The organism is Mesorhizobium sp. Root554 (genome assembly GCF_001427025.1).
Lineage (GTDB): Bacteria > Pseudomonadota > Alphaproteobacteria > Rhizobiales > Rhizobiaceae > Mesorhizobium.
Genome location: NZ_LMGA01000001.1, coordinates 157,825 through 172,828 on the forward strand (window position 1 = coordinate 157,825; position 15,004 = coordinate 172,828).

The 15,004-nt window shown below is 64.9% G+C and carries 13 protein-coding genes; all 13 read left to right on the forward strand.

Translation table 11 applies throughout. The annotated features are described in order from the left end of the window. Nucleotides 1-135 precede the first annotated feature (135 nt). The 13 genes from ASD44_RS00765 to metK all read left to right on the forward strand — a co-directional run bounded on the left by ASD44_RS00765 (nucleotide 136) and on the right by metK (nucleotide 14,993). Nucleotides 136-444: a hypothetical protein gene (locus ASD44_RS00765; protein WP_056107452.1), complete on the forward strand. Its 309-nt coding sequence runs from the start codon at nucleotides 136-138 to the stop codon at nucleotides 442-444. A 111-nt stretch (nucleotides 445-555) separates the two neighbouring features. Further along, complete coding sequence (locus tag ASD44_RS00770; protein ID WP_056115166.1) at nucleotides 556-2,613, forward strand: hydantoinase/oxoprolinase family protein; 2,058 nt, start codon at nucleotides 556-558, stop codon at nucleotides 2,611-2,613. Nucleotides 2,614-2,713: 100 nt separating this feature from the next. Beyond that, nucleotides 2,714-4,906, forward strand: coding sequence for a malate synthase G (locus ASD44_RS00775; RefSeq protein ID WP_056115169.1), 2,193 nt, complete (start codon nucleotides 2,714-2,716; stop codon nucleotides 4,904-4,906). Nucleotides 4,907-4,913: 7 nt separating this feature from the next. After that, complete coding sequence (tsaB, locus tag ASD44_RS00780) at nucleotides 4,914-5,591, forward strand: tRNA (adenosine(37)-N6)-threonylcarbamoyltransferase complex dimerization subunit type 1 TsaB (protein WP_056107455.1); 678 nt, start codon at nucleotides 4,914-4,916, stop codon at nucleotides 5,589-5,591. Further along, nucleotides 5,591-6,079, forward strand: coding sequence for a ribosomal protein S18-alanine N-acetyltransferase (gene rimI / locus ASD44_RS00785; RefSeq protein WP_056107458.1), 489 nt, complete (start codon nucleotides 5,591-5,593; stop codon nucleotides 6,077-6,079). Before tsaB ends, rimI begins: the two co-directional genes overlap by 1 nt. A gap of 13 nt (nucleotides 6,080-6,092) precedes the next feature. Continuing rightward, nucleotides 6,093-6,893, forward strand: coding sequence for a 1-acyl-sn-glycerol-3-phosphate acyltransferase (locus ASD44_RS00790; protein ID WP_056107462.1), 801 nt, complete (start codon nucleotides 6,093-6,095; stop codon nucleotides 6,891-6,893). 105 nt (nucleotides 6,894-6,998) lie between these two features. Continuing rightward, nucleotides 6,999-8,363, forward strand: a complete 1,365-nt coding sequence (gene miaB / locus ASD44_RS00795) for a tRNA (N6-isopentenyl adenosine(37)-C2)-methylthiotransferase MiaB (RefSeq protein ID WP_320409846.1) — start codon at nucleotides 6,999-7,001, stop codon at nucleotides 8,361-8,363. A gap of 39 nt (nucleotides 8,364-8,402) precedes the next feature. Next, the gene (locus ASD44_RS00800; RefSeq protein WP_056107469.1) at nucleotides 8,403-9,449 is read left to right on the forward strand and encodes a PhoH family protein; all 1,047 of its coding nucleotides are present in this window, start codon (nucleotides 8,403-8,405) and stop codon (nucleotides 9,447-9,449) included. 186 nt (nucleotides 9,450-9,635) lie between these two features. After that, nucleotides 9,636-10,121, forward strand: coding sequence for an rRNA maturation RNase YbeY (ybeY, locus tag ASD44_RS00805; protein ID WP_056107471.1), 486 nt, complete (start codon nucleotides 9,636-9,638; stop codon nucleotides 10,119-10,121). A 27-nt stretch (nucleotides 10,122-10,148) separates the two neighbouring features. Continuing rightward, entirely contained in the window at nucleotides 10,149-11,222 is a 1,074-nt protein-coding gene (locus ASD44_RS00810; RefSeq protein ID WP_056107475.1) for a hemolysin family protein, read from the forward strand. A 110-nt stretch (nucleotides 11,223-11,332) separates the two neighbouring features. Next, the gene (gene lnt, locus ASD44_RS00815) at nucleotides 11,333-12,925 is read left to right on the forward strand and encodes an apolipoprotein N-acyltransferase (protein ID WP_056107478.1); all 1,593 of its coding nucleotides are present in this window, start codon (nucleotides 11,333-11,335) and stop codon (nucleotides 12,923-12,925) included. A 120-nt stretch (nucleotides 12,926-13,045) separates the two neighbouring features. After that, the gene (locus ASD44_RS00820; RefSeq protein ID WP_056107482.1) at nucleotides 13,046-13,465 is read left to right on the forward strand and encodes a helix-turn-helix transcriptional regulator; all 420 of its coding nucleotides are present in this window, start codon (nucleotides 13,046-13,048) and stop codon (nucleotides 13,463-13,465) included. 244 nt (nucleotides 13,466-13,709) lie between these two features. Next, nucleotides 13,710-14,993 carry a methionine adenosyltransferase gene (gene metK / locus ASD44_RS00825; protein WP_056107484.1) on the forward strand — a complete coding sequence of 428 codons (1,284 nt, stop codon included), beginning with the start codon at nucleotides 13,710-13,712 and terminating at the stop codon, nucleotides 14,991-14,993. Nucleotides 14,994-15,004: the final 11 nt, after the last annotated feature.

Here is a 15,004-nt window from a genome sequence, read left to right on the forward strand (position 1 = left end):
CAGGAAAATGCTTTCCCCCGCAAGGGGGGAGACAGCGCGCGCCCGGCGGCGCGGGATCGTCCGTCGGGTTCTCCGAAAAACATGGAAGCGCATGAATCCCCGGCGAAGCGCGGGGCTTTACTTCATGACGTATCGATGGCCGGCGTCGCCGTCTTTGGCCAGCCGTCCACGCACATATGCGCCGGTTTCCACTTGGCCGACAAACGCGCCTTATGGGTGAGGCTGCGCCATTCTCCCGCCGCCTTTGCCGCGTTATTCCTCCCCGCCATGCTCCGCTTTCTCGCGCTGATTCTGCCCGTCCTCCTCGCCGCCTGCGCCGGTCCGCGCGCGGTGCCGTCAGCCGATGTGCCGGCCGCGCGGCAGCCCGCGCCAGATCCCGCCGAACAGCCCGATCCGCGCATCCGGCCGCTGTCGCAGGAGATGGACGAGGCGGCGGAGCGCTGAGCCTGTCGCCGCAAGTGCACGCCGGCAATCGCCGGTTTCCCTCGGCGCTGCGAATGGGCTAAAGCCGGACGAGACCTCACGGACCGCTACCGCCCGCCTGCCATGACTATCATGACCGACATCACCCAGACCGCCCCGGCTTCAGGCTCGCCGCCCGCCGGTCCGCCTTCCGCCCCCGTCTTCCTCGGCATCGACACGGGCGGCACCTACACCGACGCGGTGCTGTGGAGCGACGGCCGGGGCGCCGTGCTCGCCAAGGCCAAGGCGCTGACCACCCGGCACGACCTCGCCATCGGCATCGCCGGCGCGGTCGACGCGGTGCTGGATGCCTCCGGCCTCGATCCGGCAGCGATCAAGCTGGTGTCGATGTCGACGACGCTCGCCACCAACGCGCTGGTCGAGGGGCAGGGCGGCCGCGCCGCGCTCGTCATGATCGGCTTTTCGCCGTCCGACCTCGCCCGCGATGGGCTGGACAGGGCGCTGGGCGGCGATCCGGTGGTGTTCTGCCCCGGCGGCCACGACGTGCACGGCAACGAGGCCGCGCTCGACCTCTCGGCGCTGGAGGCGGCGCTGCCGGAACTGGCCGGCACCGTGTCCGGCTTCGCCGTCTGCGCCTATTTTTCCACCCGCAATCCCGCGCATGAGATAGCGGCGCGCAACCTCATTCGCGAGGCAACCGGCCTTCCCGTCACCGCCAGCCACGAGCTTTCGTCGAAACTCGGCGGGCCGCGCCGGGCGCTGACCACGCTGCTCAACGCGCGGCTGATCGCCATGATCGACCGGCTGATCGCGGCGACTGAAGGTTTCTTGGCCGCGCGCGGGATAACAGCGCCGCTGATGGTGGTGCGCGGCGACGGCGCGCTGGTCTCCGCCGCCTTTGCCCGCCAGCGGCCGATCGAGACGATCCTGTCCGGCCCCGCAGCCTCGCTGGTCGGCGCCCGCCACATGACCGGGCTGGCCGACGCCGTTGTGTCGGATATCGGCGGCACAACCACCGATGTCGCCGTTCTGGATGGCGGCCGCCCGCGCCTCGATCCGGAAGGCGCCACCGTCGGCGGCTGGCGCACCATGGTCGAGGCGGTGGCAATGCGCACCTTCGGCCTCGGCGGCGATTCGGAAGTAGCGCTGGAAGAGGGCGCGCTTGACCCGAGGCTCGTGCTCGGGCCGCGCCGGCTGGTGCCGTTGTCGCTCGCCGCGCATCTGCATGGCGCGATGGTCGCCGACGAACTGGAGCGGCAGTTGCGCGCGCCCAATCCCGGCCGCAATGATGGTCGCTTCGCCGTCCGCACCGGCGTGCCCGACCGGCTCGCGGCGGGGCTCGGCAATGGCGAGGAGAAACTTTACGCGCGCATTTCCACCGCTCCGGAGCCGCTTGACAGGTTGCTGACGGCCAACGCCCAGCTCGCCACGCTGAATCGCCTGGTCGCCAGGGGGCTGGTGCATGTCGCCGGCTTCACCCCGTCGGACGCGGCGCATGTCCTGGGCAGACAGGCCAACTGGGATGCGGCCGCGGCCCGGCTGGGGGCCGAGCTGTTCGCCCGGCGGCGTAACGGCCGCGGCCAGGCGGTCGCGGCATCGGCCGAGGACCTTTGCGAGCGGGTGCTGGCGGCGGTGACGCGCTGGTCGGCCGAGGCGATCCTGGAAACGGCCTTCAGCGAGGACGGGCTGGACGGCGCCGCCGCCGTGGCGCACGCGCTGGTGCAGCGCGCGGTGGGTAGACAGCCGGGTATCGCCCGCCTGTCTGTGGCGCTGGACCGGCCGGTCATCGGGCTGGGGGCATCGGCGCCGCTGCACTATGCCGGGCTCGAATCGCTGGTCGGCAACCGCTGCGTCGTGCCTGCGGATACAGATGTCGCCAACGCGCTGGGCGCGGTGGTCGGCCAGGTGCGGGTGTCGGCCACGGCGCGTGTCAGCCAGCCCAAGCAGGGATTGTTTCGCGTTGCGTCGGGCGACGTGCTGCGCGATTTCGCCGAGGAGGAGCCGGCGCTCGCCGCCGCCGAGGCGCTGGTGCAGGAGGTCGCCGCGCGCCGCGCCGCGGACGCCGGCGCCGATGCTGCCGAGATCGACGTGACGGTGGATATCCGCGCCACCACGGTGGAAGGGCAGCGCATGTTCATCGAGGCCGATGTGGTGGCGACGGCGGCGGGGCGGCCGCGCATAGCGGTTTGAATGCCGCGCGTTCCACCTTACGATCAATTGACCCCGCCCGGCCGGCATGTCAAAGCCGGCCAAAAGGGCGCTGCAGCGCGGATTTCGTGGAGAAGAGCTGATGAACGACCGGATCGCGATCGATGGCCTGCAGATTGCCAGCGCGCTGCATGACTTCGTCAACACCGAAGTCCTGCCGGGGACGGGTATGGATGCGGATGCTTTCTGGGCCGGGTTTTCGGACATCGTCCACGACCTCGCGCCGAAGAACCGCGCGCTTCTGATGAAACGCGACGGCATCCAGGAAAAGATCGACCAGTGGTACCGCGACAATGGCGCGCCGGTGGACATGGAAGTCTACAAGGCCTTCCTCAAGGAGATCGGCTACCTGGTGCCCGAAGGCCCGGCCTTTTCGGTGTCGACGACAAGTGTTGATCCGGAGATCGCCGTCGTTGCCGGGCCGCAACTCGTCGTGCCGGTGATGAACGCGCGCTATGCGTTGAACGCCGCCAATGCCCGCTGGGGATCGCTCTACGACGCGCTTTACGGCACCGACGCGATTCCGGAAGCCGATGGCGCGGAAAAGGGCAGGGGCTACAACCCCAGGCGCGGCGACAAAGTGATTGCCTGGGCCAAGGCGTTTCTCGACAAGTCCGCCCCGCTGGCGAAGGGAAGCTGGAGCGGCGTGACGGGGCTTGCCATCGAGGGCGGCGCGCTGACGCTGGCGACAGCGAACGGTTCGGCTTCACTGCAGGATGCGAAACAGTTCGCCGGCTATCGTGGCGAGGCGAAGAATCCAGACGCGGTGCTGCTCGAGAAGAACGGCCTGCATGTTGAAATCGTCATCAACCGCACCAGCGCCATCGGCAAGACCGACCCGGCCGGCATCGCCGATGTCGTGCTGGAATCGGCGCTGACCACCATCCAGGACTGCGAGGATTCGGTCGCCGCCGTCGATGCCGAGGACAAGGTTCTCGTCTACCGCAACTGGCTCGGGCTGATGAAGGGCGATCTGGCCGAGGAGATCGACAAGGGCGGCAGAACCTTTACCCGCAGGCTGAACCCCGACCGCACCTACACCGCACCCGACGGCGGCGTCGTCACGCTGCCCGGCCGTTCGCTGATGCTGGTGCGCAATGTCGGCCACCTGATGACCAATCCGGCCATTCTCGACCGCGACGGCAACGAGGTGCCGGAAGGCATCATGGATGCGGCGATCACCGCGCTGATCGCGATGCACGACATCGGCCAGGGGGGCAAATCCGGCGGCCGCCGCGCCAACAGCCGCGCCGGTTCGATGTATGTCGTCAAGCCGAAGATGCACGGTCCGGAAGAGGTCGCCTTCGCGGTCGAGTTATTCGGCCGCGTCGAGGCGCTGCTCGGCATGCAGCCCAACACCATCAAGATGGGCATCATGGACGAGGAGCGCCGCACCACGGTCAACCTCAAGGAGGCGATCCGCGCCGCGAAGGAACGGGTCGTCTTCATCAACACCGGCTTCCTTGACCGCACCGGCGACGAGATCCACACCTCGATGGAAGCCGGGCCGATGATCCGCAAGGGCGACATGAAGCAGGCGGCATGGATTGCCGCCTACGAGGCGTGGAACGTCGATGTCGGGCTGGAATGCGGCTTGGCCGGCCACGCCCAGATCGGCAAGGGCATGTGGGCGATGCCGGACCTGATGGCGGCTATGCTGGACCAGAAGATCGCCCATCCGAAGGCTGGCGCCAACACGGCCTGGGTGCCGTCGCCGACGGCCGCAACGCTGCACGCCACGCACTATCACACGGTCGACGTCCATGCCGTGCAGCAGCAACTGAAGAGCCGCGCAAAGGCGAAGCTCGACGACATCCTGTCGGTTCCGGTCGCGGTACGTCCGAACTGGTCGCCGGAAGATATCCAGCACGAACTCGACAACAACGCGCAGGGCATCCTCGGCTATGTGGTGCGCTGGATCGACCAGGGCGTTGGCTGTTCCAAGGTGCCGGACATCAACGATGTCGGGCTGATGGAGGATCGGGCGACGCTGCGCATCTCCTCGCAGCATATCGCCAACTGGCTGCGCCACAAGGTTTGCACCGACACGCAGGTGATGGAGACGATGAAGCGCATGGCCTCGGTCGTCGATCACCAGAACAAGGGCGATCCGCTCTACCGGCCGATGGCGCCGGACTTCGACAATTCCATCGCCTTCCAGGCCGCCTGCGACCTGATCTTCAAGGGCGCTGCCCAGCCCAACGGCTACACCGAGCCGGTGCTGCACGCGCGGCGGCTGGAGCTGAAGGCCATGGAAAGAGCGGCTAGCGCTTGACCCTTTCATGATCGTCCTCGCCCTCGATTGCGCTGCGAACCTCTGCGCCGCCTGCGTCTACGACGCGGATGCCGGGAGGGAGCTTGGCCGCAAGGTGGTCGATCTCGGCAAGGGTCACGCCGAGCATTTGATGACGATCATTGCCGAGGCGCTTGGAGAGGGTGGCGTCGGCTATTCCGATCTGGACAGGATAGGCGTCGCAATCGGTCCCGGCTCGTTCACCGGATTGCGGGTCGGCGTGGCGACGGCCCGGGGCCTGGCGCTGGCGTTGAAGGTTCCGGCTGTCGGCGTCACCACGCTGGAAGCGCTCGCCGCCGAGGCGCGGCAGGGTTTTCCCGGGCGTGCCGTGCTGGCGGCGCTGGATGGCGGACGCGGAGAGATCCACGCGGCGCTCTACGATGAGCGGGCGGTCCTGCGTCACGGTCCGATGGTCGTGACGCTGGATGAGGCCGTGCGTATGGCGACCGAGACCATGCCGGTTCTTGCCGGGACCGTCGCCAACAGAATTGCCGAAGCCGCGGCCCGCCGGTTTGACATCGGCCCGCTGACGCCGACCGCCGACATCGCCACCTACGCCCGCCTTGCCGCGTCGAAGGCGCCGGGCGTCAGTCCGAAGCCCGTCTATCTGCGCGAAGCCGACGCCAAGCCGCAGGCCGGCTTTATCCTGCCGAGGACGGGGGGCTGATGCGCATTCCGTTCTGGACCAAGCGGGACTATGCGCTCCAGCCGCTGACGTCGGAGGACGTGCCGGCGCTTCCTGCCATCCACGAGGAGGATTTTGTTCGCCCGTGGACGGAAAGCGAGTTCGGCGCCCTTCTGGACCAGCAAACCGTGTTCGGCTTTGCCGCGCGCGAGGTGGGAAATCCCCGCGCCGGCATGGTCGGCTTCGTATTGGCGCGGCTTGCTGCCGGCGAGGCGGAAATCCTCACCGTCGCCGTGTCGCGTTCTCGCCGCCGTCAGGGCATCGGCTGGCAGTTGATGGATGCGGTGCTGCGCGAACTGCATGCGCAGCGCGCCGAGGCGTTGTTCCTGGAGGTCGACGAGACCAATCAGCCGGCCATTGCGCTGTACCGGCGCCTGGGTTTCGGCCAGGTCGGCCACCGGCCGAACTACTACCGCTCGCCCGAGCATGGCCCGACCGGCGCGCTCGTCATGCGCCGCGACCTTCGCTAGCGGCGGCCGAAGGATGATCGAAAAAATCCGCGTCGCGCTCGGTTTCGCTTTCATTGTCCTGAGCACGTCGATCCTGGCGCCGCTCCAGCTTGTGTCGCTCAAGACAGGGCTTTGGCCGGAAACGGTGATCCTCAAACTGTGGCACCGCTCGATCCTCAGGGCGCTCGGCATCAGGGTGCGCGTTACCGGCGCGCTCTCGCCGCAGCGTCCGCTGCTGCTCGCGTCGAACCATATTTCCTGGACCGATATCAACGTTCTCGGCTCCTTTGCCGATGTAAATTTCATCGCCAAGTCGGAAATGGAAGGCTGGCCGATGCTCGGCTTCCTGTCGAGGCTGCAGCGCACTGTCTTCGTCGACCGCGAACGCAGGCGCAAATCTGGCGATCAGGCGAACGAGATCGCCGGCCGGCTTGCCGCAGGCGACGCCATGGTGCTTTTTCCGGAGGGCACCACCGGCGACGGCAACATGCTGCTGCCCTTCAAGAGTACGTTGTTCGGGGCGGCGTCCATGGCCATATCGGCGGGAGCCGCCGAGACGATCTTCATCCAGCCGATGGCGATCGTCTACACGCGCGTTCATGGCGTGCCGATGGGGCGCAGGCACAGGCCGATGGCGGCCTGGATAGGCCTCCAGGATCTCGGGCCGCACCTCAAGCTCTTGCTGGCCAAGGGCGCGATGGACGCGGAAGTCCGTTTCGGCGAGCCGATCGCCTTTTCCGCCGCCTCCAACCGCAAGGAGGTTTCGCGGCTTATGGAAAGCCGGGTCGCGGAATTGCTGCAATCCGCCCTTGCCGATCCGCTCCCGAGCAAGTGAGCAGGAATCGGCTGTTTTTCGCCGACAAAAAGGGCTAGAAGCCGCCGCATGGAATTGAACGATACCATCGCTGACACTTTCGAGGACGCCGGCGCGGTCGCCGCGCTGCCTTCGCTGCAGGGCGATTCAGGGAGCAGGAAGGTCTTCCTGAAGACCTATGGCTGCCAGATGAACGTCTACGATTCCCAGCGCATGGCCGATGCGCTGGCGTCCGACGGTTACGCCACGACGGACACGATCGAGGACGCCGACCTGGTGCTGCTCAACACTTGCCATATTCGCGAGAAGGCGGCCGAGAAGGTGTATTCCGAGCTTGGCCGCCTGCGCGACTTGAAAGCCGAGCGCGCGGAACGGGGACAGGAGATGCTGGTCGGCGTCGCCGGCTGCGTCGCCCAGGCGGAAGGGCGCGAAATCATCCGCCGCTCGCCCGCCGTTGATCTGGTCATCGGCCCGCAGACCTATCACCGCTTGCCGGACGTGCTGCGCCGGGTCCGTGGCGGCGCCAAGATAGTCGAGACCGACTACGCCATCGAGGACAAGTTCGAGCATTTGCCGCAGCCGACAAGGGCAGAGGTCAAACGCCGCGGCGTGACGGCCTTCCTGACAGTGCAGGAGGGCTGCGACAAGTTCTGTACCTTCTGCGTCGTGCCCTATACGCGCGGCTCGGAAGTCTCGCGCCCCGTAACCCAGATCGTCACCGAGGCGGAGCGGCTGGCAGAGGCCGGCGTGCGCGAGGTGACGCTGCTTGGCCAGAACGTCAACGCCTGGCATGGCCATGGACCGGACGGCAAGCCGTGGGGCCTTGGCCGGTTGCTGTTTCGCCTGGCCGAAATTCCCGGCCTGTCGCGGCTGCGCTACACCACCAGTCATCCGCGTGACATGGACGATGCGTTGATTGCGGCGCATCGCGACCTTGATTCGCTGATGCCCTATCTCCATTTACCCGTGCAGTCGGGTTCCGACCGCATCCTCAAGGCGATGAACCGCAGGCACAAGGCGAGCGATTACCTGAAACTGATCGAGCGCATTCGCACCGCGCGCGGCGATATCGCCATGTCCGGCGATTTCATCGTCGGTTTTCCGGGCGAGACGGACGCCGATTTCGAGGCGACCATGAAGCTGGTGCGCGAGGTCGGCTACGCGGCGTCCTATTCGTTCAAATACTCGCCCCGGCCGGGCACGCCGGGCGCCGAAATGGACGGCCATGTCGATGAAGCAGTGAAGGATGAAAGGTTGCAGGAACTGCAAGCGCTCCTCAACCGGCAGCAGCAGGATTTCAACGCAACCATGCACGGCGTTGTCATGGATGTGCTGATCGAGAAGCCCGGCCGTCAGGCGGGGCAGAGAATTGGTCGCTCACCCTGGCTTCAGCCGGTTATTCTTGATGAAAAGGCCGGTGAAATCGGTGACATTGTTAAAGTACGAATCACACGGGCGGGCCCTGGCAGCCTGTTCGCCGAACCGGTCTAGCCCAACGTCCGGACCGAGACGGCAGATGAGGAGAGATTTTTGAGCGCTGCGGACTTGAAGAACGCACCCCCCGCTCAGTCGGGGGCCTCCGACATGGCGCACATCGTTCTCACCTTCGACAACAACAAGCTCGCCAGTGCGCTTTACGGCCAGTTCGACGAGAACCTCGCTCGCCTCGAGCAGAAGCTCGGCGTCGATATCCGCTCGCGCGGCAACCAGCTCACCATCAAGGGGTCGTCCACCGCCGCCGAACAGGCGCGCCGGGTGCTCGATAATCTCTATGACATCCTGCAGAAGGGTGTCGACATCAACCAGTCGGACGTCGATGGCGCGGTGCGCATGGCGGTCGCTGCGGACGACCAGCTGACGCTGCCGACGCTGGAGCGCAAGGGCAAGATGTCGGCCGCGCAGATCGCCACGCGCAAGAAGACGATCTATGCAAGGTCGCTCAACCAAGACGCCTATATGCGCGCGCTGGAGCGCTCGGAGATGGTGTTCGGCATCGGCCCTGCCGGCACCGGCAAGACCTATCTCGCCGTGGCGCACGCTGCCATGCTGCTGGAACGCGGCATGGTCGAGCGCATCATCCTGTCGCGTCCGGCGGTGGAGGCGGGCGAACGTCTCGGCTTCCTGCCCGGCGACATGAAGGAGAAGGTCGATCCGTATCTGCGGCCGCTCTACGACGCGCTCTACGACATGATGCCCGGCGACAAGGTCGAGCGGGCCATCGCGGCCGGCGTCATCGAGATCGCGCCGCTGGCCTTCATGCGCGGCCGCACGCTGGCGCATGCCGCCGTCATTCTCGACGAAGCGCAGAACACGACGCCGATGCAGATGAAGATGTTCCTCACCCGTATCGGTGAGAACTCACGCATGATCGTCACCGGCGATCCGACGCAGATCGACCTGCCGCCCAACACCAAGTCGGGACTGGTCGAGGCGCTGCGCGTCCTCGACGGCGTGCCCGGCATCGTCACGGTCCGCTTCAACGACGGCGACGTGGTCCGCCATCCGCTGGTGGCCGAGATCGTCAAGGCTTACGACCGCGACGGCAAGGTCTCGCGCGGCTTGGGCGCCGAGGGCTGAGCGACCGGCATGAACTCTGCATCGATTTGCGAGGCATGATTTTTTCATCCTCACCCCTAACCCCGCCCGAGGTGGAGGGGGACTTGGCTTGCGGCAGCTTCCCCTCACCCTTGAGGGGAGGGGGCAGGCATGGGGGTGTTCATTACAAGCAGGGCCCCTCTGACATGTGGTCTCTGGAGGGGCGTCATGGCTGGTGAGCGCGCGCTCGACATCGACATAACCGTCGAAGCCGGTGCATGGCCGCCGGAAACCGAGCTTGAAACCTTGGTCCACCGCGCAGTCGCCGCGGCATTTGCCGAGTTGACGCCGTCGCGAACCGGCCATTCCGAACTCAGCGTCGTTTTTTCTCACGACCGCGGCATACAGGCGCTGAATGCGGACTGGCGCGGCAAGGACAAGCCCACCAACGTCCTGTCTTTCCCGGCTTTTACGCCCTCGGACGTTGCTGTCCTCCCGCCGATGCTGGGCGATATCGTGCTGGCGGCGGAGACCGTTGCGCGCGAGGCGGAGCTGGAAAAAAAGCCGTTGGAGAACCATATCACCCATCTGGTGATCCATGGCCTGCTGCACCTCCTGGGGCTGGACCACGAGACCGACCAGGAGGCGGAAGCGATGGAGGCGGTCGAGCGCGCCGCGCTGGCAAGGCTTGCCATTCCCGATCCCTACGCGTAACAGAAAGTCTCAACCGACCGGAAGACGATGAACGACAAACCCGAGACTGCCGCCCGACAGGATGCCGGCAGCGAATTATCCGAAAAGACCGAAGAAGCTCCCAGTCCGAGTACCATCTCCGGCAGCGTGACGTCCGAACGGCCTGCCGGACCTTCCCTGTTCGACCGTGTCCTCGGCCTTTTCCGCCAGCGCAACGGCACCAGCCTGCGCGAGGAAATCGCCGACGCCCTCGCCGAAACCGCCAGCGACGCCGAATCCTTTTCGCCCGGCGAACGCGCCATGCTCCACAACATCCTGCGGCTGCGCGAAGTGCGCGTCGAGGACGTCATGGTGCCGCGCGCCGACATTCAGGGCGTCGAGATCAACACCAGCCTCGGCGACCTGCTGAACCTGTTCGAGCAGTCTGGCCATTCGCGCATGCCGGTCTATGCCGAGACGATGGATGACCCGCGCGGCATGGTCCATATCCGCGACGTGCTTGCCCACATCACCCGGCTGGCGCGTGTCAGGAAAGGCCGTGCTTCCCGCAAGACGACGGCCGCGGCCGCGACGGCCCGGCTCGACCTGGCGCAGGTCGATCTCGTCCGCACCATCGGCGAACTCGGCCTGATCCGCCCCGTCCTGTTCGTCCCGCCCTCCATGCTGGCGTCGGATCTGATGGCGCGGATGCAGACCGCCCGCACGCAGATGGCGCTGGTCATCGACGAGTATGGGGGCACGGACGGGCTGGTTTCGCTCGAGGACATCGTCGAGATGGTCGTCGGCGATATCGAGGACGAGCACGACGAAGACGAAGCCATGATCACCCAGACGGGCGACGGGGTTTTCCTCGTCGATGGCAAGGCCGAGATCGACGACGTCGCCAAAATGATCGGCGAAGGTTTCAGAGCCGGCGAGCATGGCGAATCCGTTGATACGATCGGCGGCATGATCTTCAACACGCTCGGTCGCGTGCCGGTGCGGGGCGAGGTTGTCCAGGCAATTCCCGGCTTCGAGTTCCATGTGCTCGACGCCGACCCCCGGCGCGTCAAGCGCGTGCGGATCGTCGAGACGACCAAGAGCGACAGGCGCAGGCGCGCCGCCCGTACCGAGCAGGCTTGATACCTGCAAATCGGCCACCATCGGATCGTGCAAATTGCGTGTGCCGCGTTGGAGCTAAAGCCCCATCCTGATAAAAAGCTCAGGCGTGATTCGCGCGCCGTGAGAGCCTGATGGAGCGCCTGGCCGGCCGGATAATTCTGTTATGTGGTTGGCGGCGCTCTCTGGCAGCCTTCCTGGCCGGCGCGCTCACTGTCCTGGCGCAGGCGCCCTATGATTTCTTCGCCGTCTGCTTCGTCTCCTTTCCGGTACTCGTCTGGCTGTTGGACGGCGCCATCGCTGAAGGCCGGAGCGGATTTTTCGGCCGGTTGCGACCCGCTTTTTCGGTCGGCTGGTGGTTCGGCTTCGGCTATTTCCTGGCCGGACTCTGGTGGATCGGCGGCGCATTGCTCGTCGAGGCCGATAGCTTCGCTTGGGCGCTGCCGTTCGCGGTCCTCGGCATCCCGCTTGCGCTGGCGTTCTTCTACGCGTTGGCGGCTGCGTTCGCCCGTCTCTTCTGGAGCGGCGACATAGGCCGCATCGCGGCCCTTGCCGTCGCCTTCGGGCTGGCCGAATGGCTGCGCGGCTTCCTGTTCACCGGGTTCCCCTGGAACGCTGTCGGCTACGCCGCGATGCCGGTGCCGCTGATGATGCAGAGCGTTTCGGTTGTCGGCATGAACGGCATGAATGTGCTGGCGGTGTTCGTTTTTGCCTTGCCGGCCCTTTTTGCCGGCAGGCGTCGCAGACTCACGGGCGTCCTGCTGTTCGTCGTCCTGGCGGCCGTTGATCTCGGGTTTGGTTATTGGCGGCTTACGCAGCCCGAAAGCCCGCCCGCCAGCAGCCTCGCTGTCCGTATTGTCCAGCCCTCGGTCGATCTCAGCGAGAAATGGGATGCGACGGTCCGCGACCGCATCTTCGCAACGATGATGGGGATGTCGTCGCAGACACCCGGCGCGGGCCATGAAAAGCCGCAGCTTATTCTTTGGCCGGAGACATCCGTGCCCTTTCTTTTCACCGAACGCCCGGATGCGCTGACCGCGCTTGGCGATATGCTGCAACCCGGGCAAACGCTGCTCGCCGGCGTCGTGCGGGAGGAGGGCGGCTCGACGCCGGGCGGCGTCGATCGTTATTACAACTCCGTCGTCGCCATCGACGACAAGGGCGAGATCGTGGATGCGGTGGACAAGACCCATCTCGTGCCCTTTGGCGAATACCTCCCTTTCGCTGGTTTGATGAGCCGCATCGGCCTGGAGCAGCTGGTCGCAGGTCCGATGAATTTCGCCGCCGGAAACGAACGTCATCCCATCGCGCTTCCCGGCGGCGTAAAGGCCGTTCCCTTCATCTGCTACGAGGTTATTTTTCCGGACCTGGTATCAGTTGACGTTACGTCAAGCCAGCTTATTGTGAACGTCACCAATGACGCGTGGTTTGGGGATACTCCGGGGCCATACCAGCACTTCAGACAGGCGCAGGTCCGCGCGGTGGAGAACGGGCTGCCTTTGGTGAGGGCAGCCAACAACGGCATCTCCGCTGTCGTCGATTCGCGCGGAAGGATCGTCGAAGCGTTGGCGATCGACGCGAAGGATGTGATGGATGTGCGGATACCAATTTCGCAGCAGGATGCCATCTCCGCTCCCCAGCGGCGCATTAATGGATTTCTGACCATGTTGCTGTTTGCGGTGGTCTCTCTCGTTTCGAATGTAAGGCGCCGGCTACGGCCGAATTGACAGCTAATATATTAGCTGATTGTTATCTTCGCCGAGTCGGCGGCCTGCCTTTGTGCATTGCGTCAACCGGCTTGTTGGGGCGTCTAGAAACAAAAGCCGGAAAAATTCGGCGAGGAAAAAATGACAGAAGATAATAAGAAAAAGCCGAATCCTATCGACGTGCATGTCGGTAGCCGCATCAGGCTTCGCCGGAACATGCTCGGAATGAGCCAGGAAAAGCTGGGCGAGAAACTTGGAATTACCTTTCAGCAGATTCAGAAATATGAGAAAGGCACCAACAGGGTCGGGGCCAGCCGCCTTCAGGCGATCGCGTCCATCCTGGGTGTGCCGGTAGCATTCTTTTTCGAAGACGCACCCGGCCAGGAGGCTTCTGGACCCCGGGGCTTGTCCGAAGACAGTTCGACGGCTTTTGCCGTGGAGTTCTGTTCGACCACCGAAGGTCTGCAACTCAACAGGGCTTTCGTGAAAATCAGCGATCCCAAGGTACGGCGCAGAATTGTCGACCTGGTCAAGACTCTTTCCGAAGAAGAGGGCGACTGAAGCCGCACTCGCTTCTGTAAGGAGTATCCCTGTGATTCCACGGGCCGGGTAGGAAGATTTTATCCTCGGGATGTATTTATTTGGGCCAAGGACTCTGAGGGGCCGTCCATCGGGTATTTCATTTCAACGCGACATCGTCATTTGACACCACATGCTCCGCAACCGGCTTGACGAGGCGGTTGCGGCAAAGCTAACACGTGGCGCGCAAATTCGGCATATTGCCTATCTTCCAGAGGGGACACCCGTGACGCGTCAAAATTACTTCTTCACTTCGGAATCCGTCGCCGAAGGTCACCCCGACAAGGTCTGTGACCGCATTTCGGATGAAATCGTCGATCTCGTCTACCGCGAGGCCAAGAAATCCGGGATGAATTCGTGGGATGTGCGCGTTGCTTGCGAAACGCTGGCTACGACCAATCGCGTTGTCATCGCCGGTGAGGTCCGGGTTCCGGCGTCGCTGCTGAAGAAGAACAAGGACGGTTCGATCAAGACCGACGCCGCTGATTTTCCGCTGATCAATCCGGCCAAGTTCAAATCGGTCGCCCGCAAGGCGATCAAGGCCATCGGGTACGAGCAGAGCGGCTTCCACTGGAAGACGGCGAAGATCGACGTGCTCCTGCACGGTCAGTCAGCCGACATCGCCCAGGGCGTTGACAGCGCGGCCGACAGGCAGGGCGAAGAGGGCGCGGGCGATCAGGGCATCATGTTCGGCTACGCCTGCAACGAGACCCCCGATCTGATGCCGGCGCCGATTTATTATTCGCACAAGATACTCGAACTGCTGGCGGCTGCCCGCCATGCGGGCAAAGGAGAGGCCGGCAAGCTCGGTCCTGACGCCAAGAGCCAGGTCACGGTGCGGTATGTGGACGGCAAGGCCGCCGAAGCGACGCAGATCGTGCTTTCGACCCAGCACATGGACGAAAGCTGGGACTCCAAGAAAGTTCGCAAGGTCGTCGAGCCTTACATTCGCGAAGCGCTTGGCGACCTGAAAATTGCCGACGACTGCAACTGGTACATCAATCCGACTGGCAAATTCGTCATCGGCGGTCCAGACGGCGACGCCGGCCTGACCGGTCGCAAGATCATCGTCGACACTTATGGTGGCGCGGCCCCCCACGGCGGCGGCGCTTTCTCCGGCAAGGATACGACCAAGGTGGATCGCTCCGCAGCCTATGCCGCGCGCTACCTCGCCAAGAACGTCGTCGCCGCCAAGCTTGCCGACCGCTGCACCATCCAGCTTTCCTACGCGATCGGCGTCGCTCAGCCCCTGTCGGTCTATGTCGACCTGCATGGTACCGGCAAAATCTCCGAAGCGGTGTTGGAGAAGGCGTTGCGCGCGGTGATGGATCTGTCGCCGTCGGGCATTCGCCGTCATCTCGACCTGAACAAGCCGATTTACGCCAAGACCTCCTCCTACGGCCATTTCGGGCGCAAGGCCGGCCGCGACGGGTCCTTCTCCTGGGAGAAGACCGATCTGGTCAAGCTGATCAAGGATGCCGTTTCGCGCGAAGAGGCGCTTGCCGCCTGATCGGCGGCGCT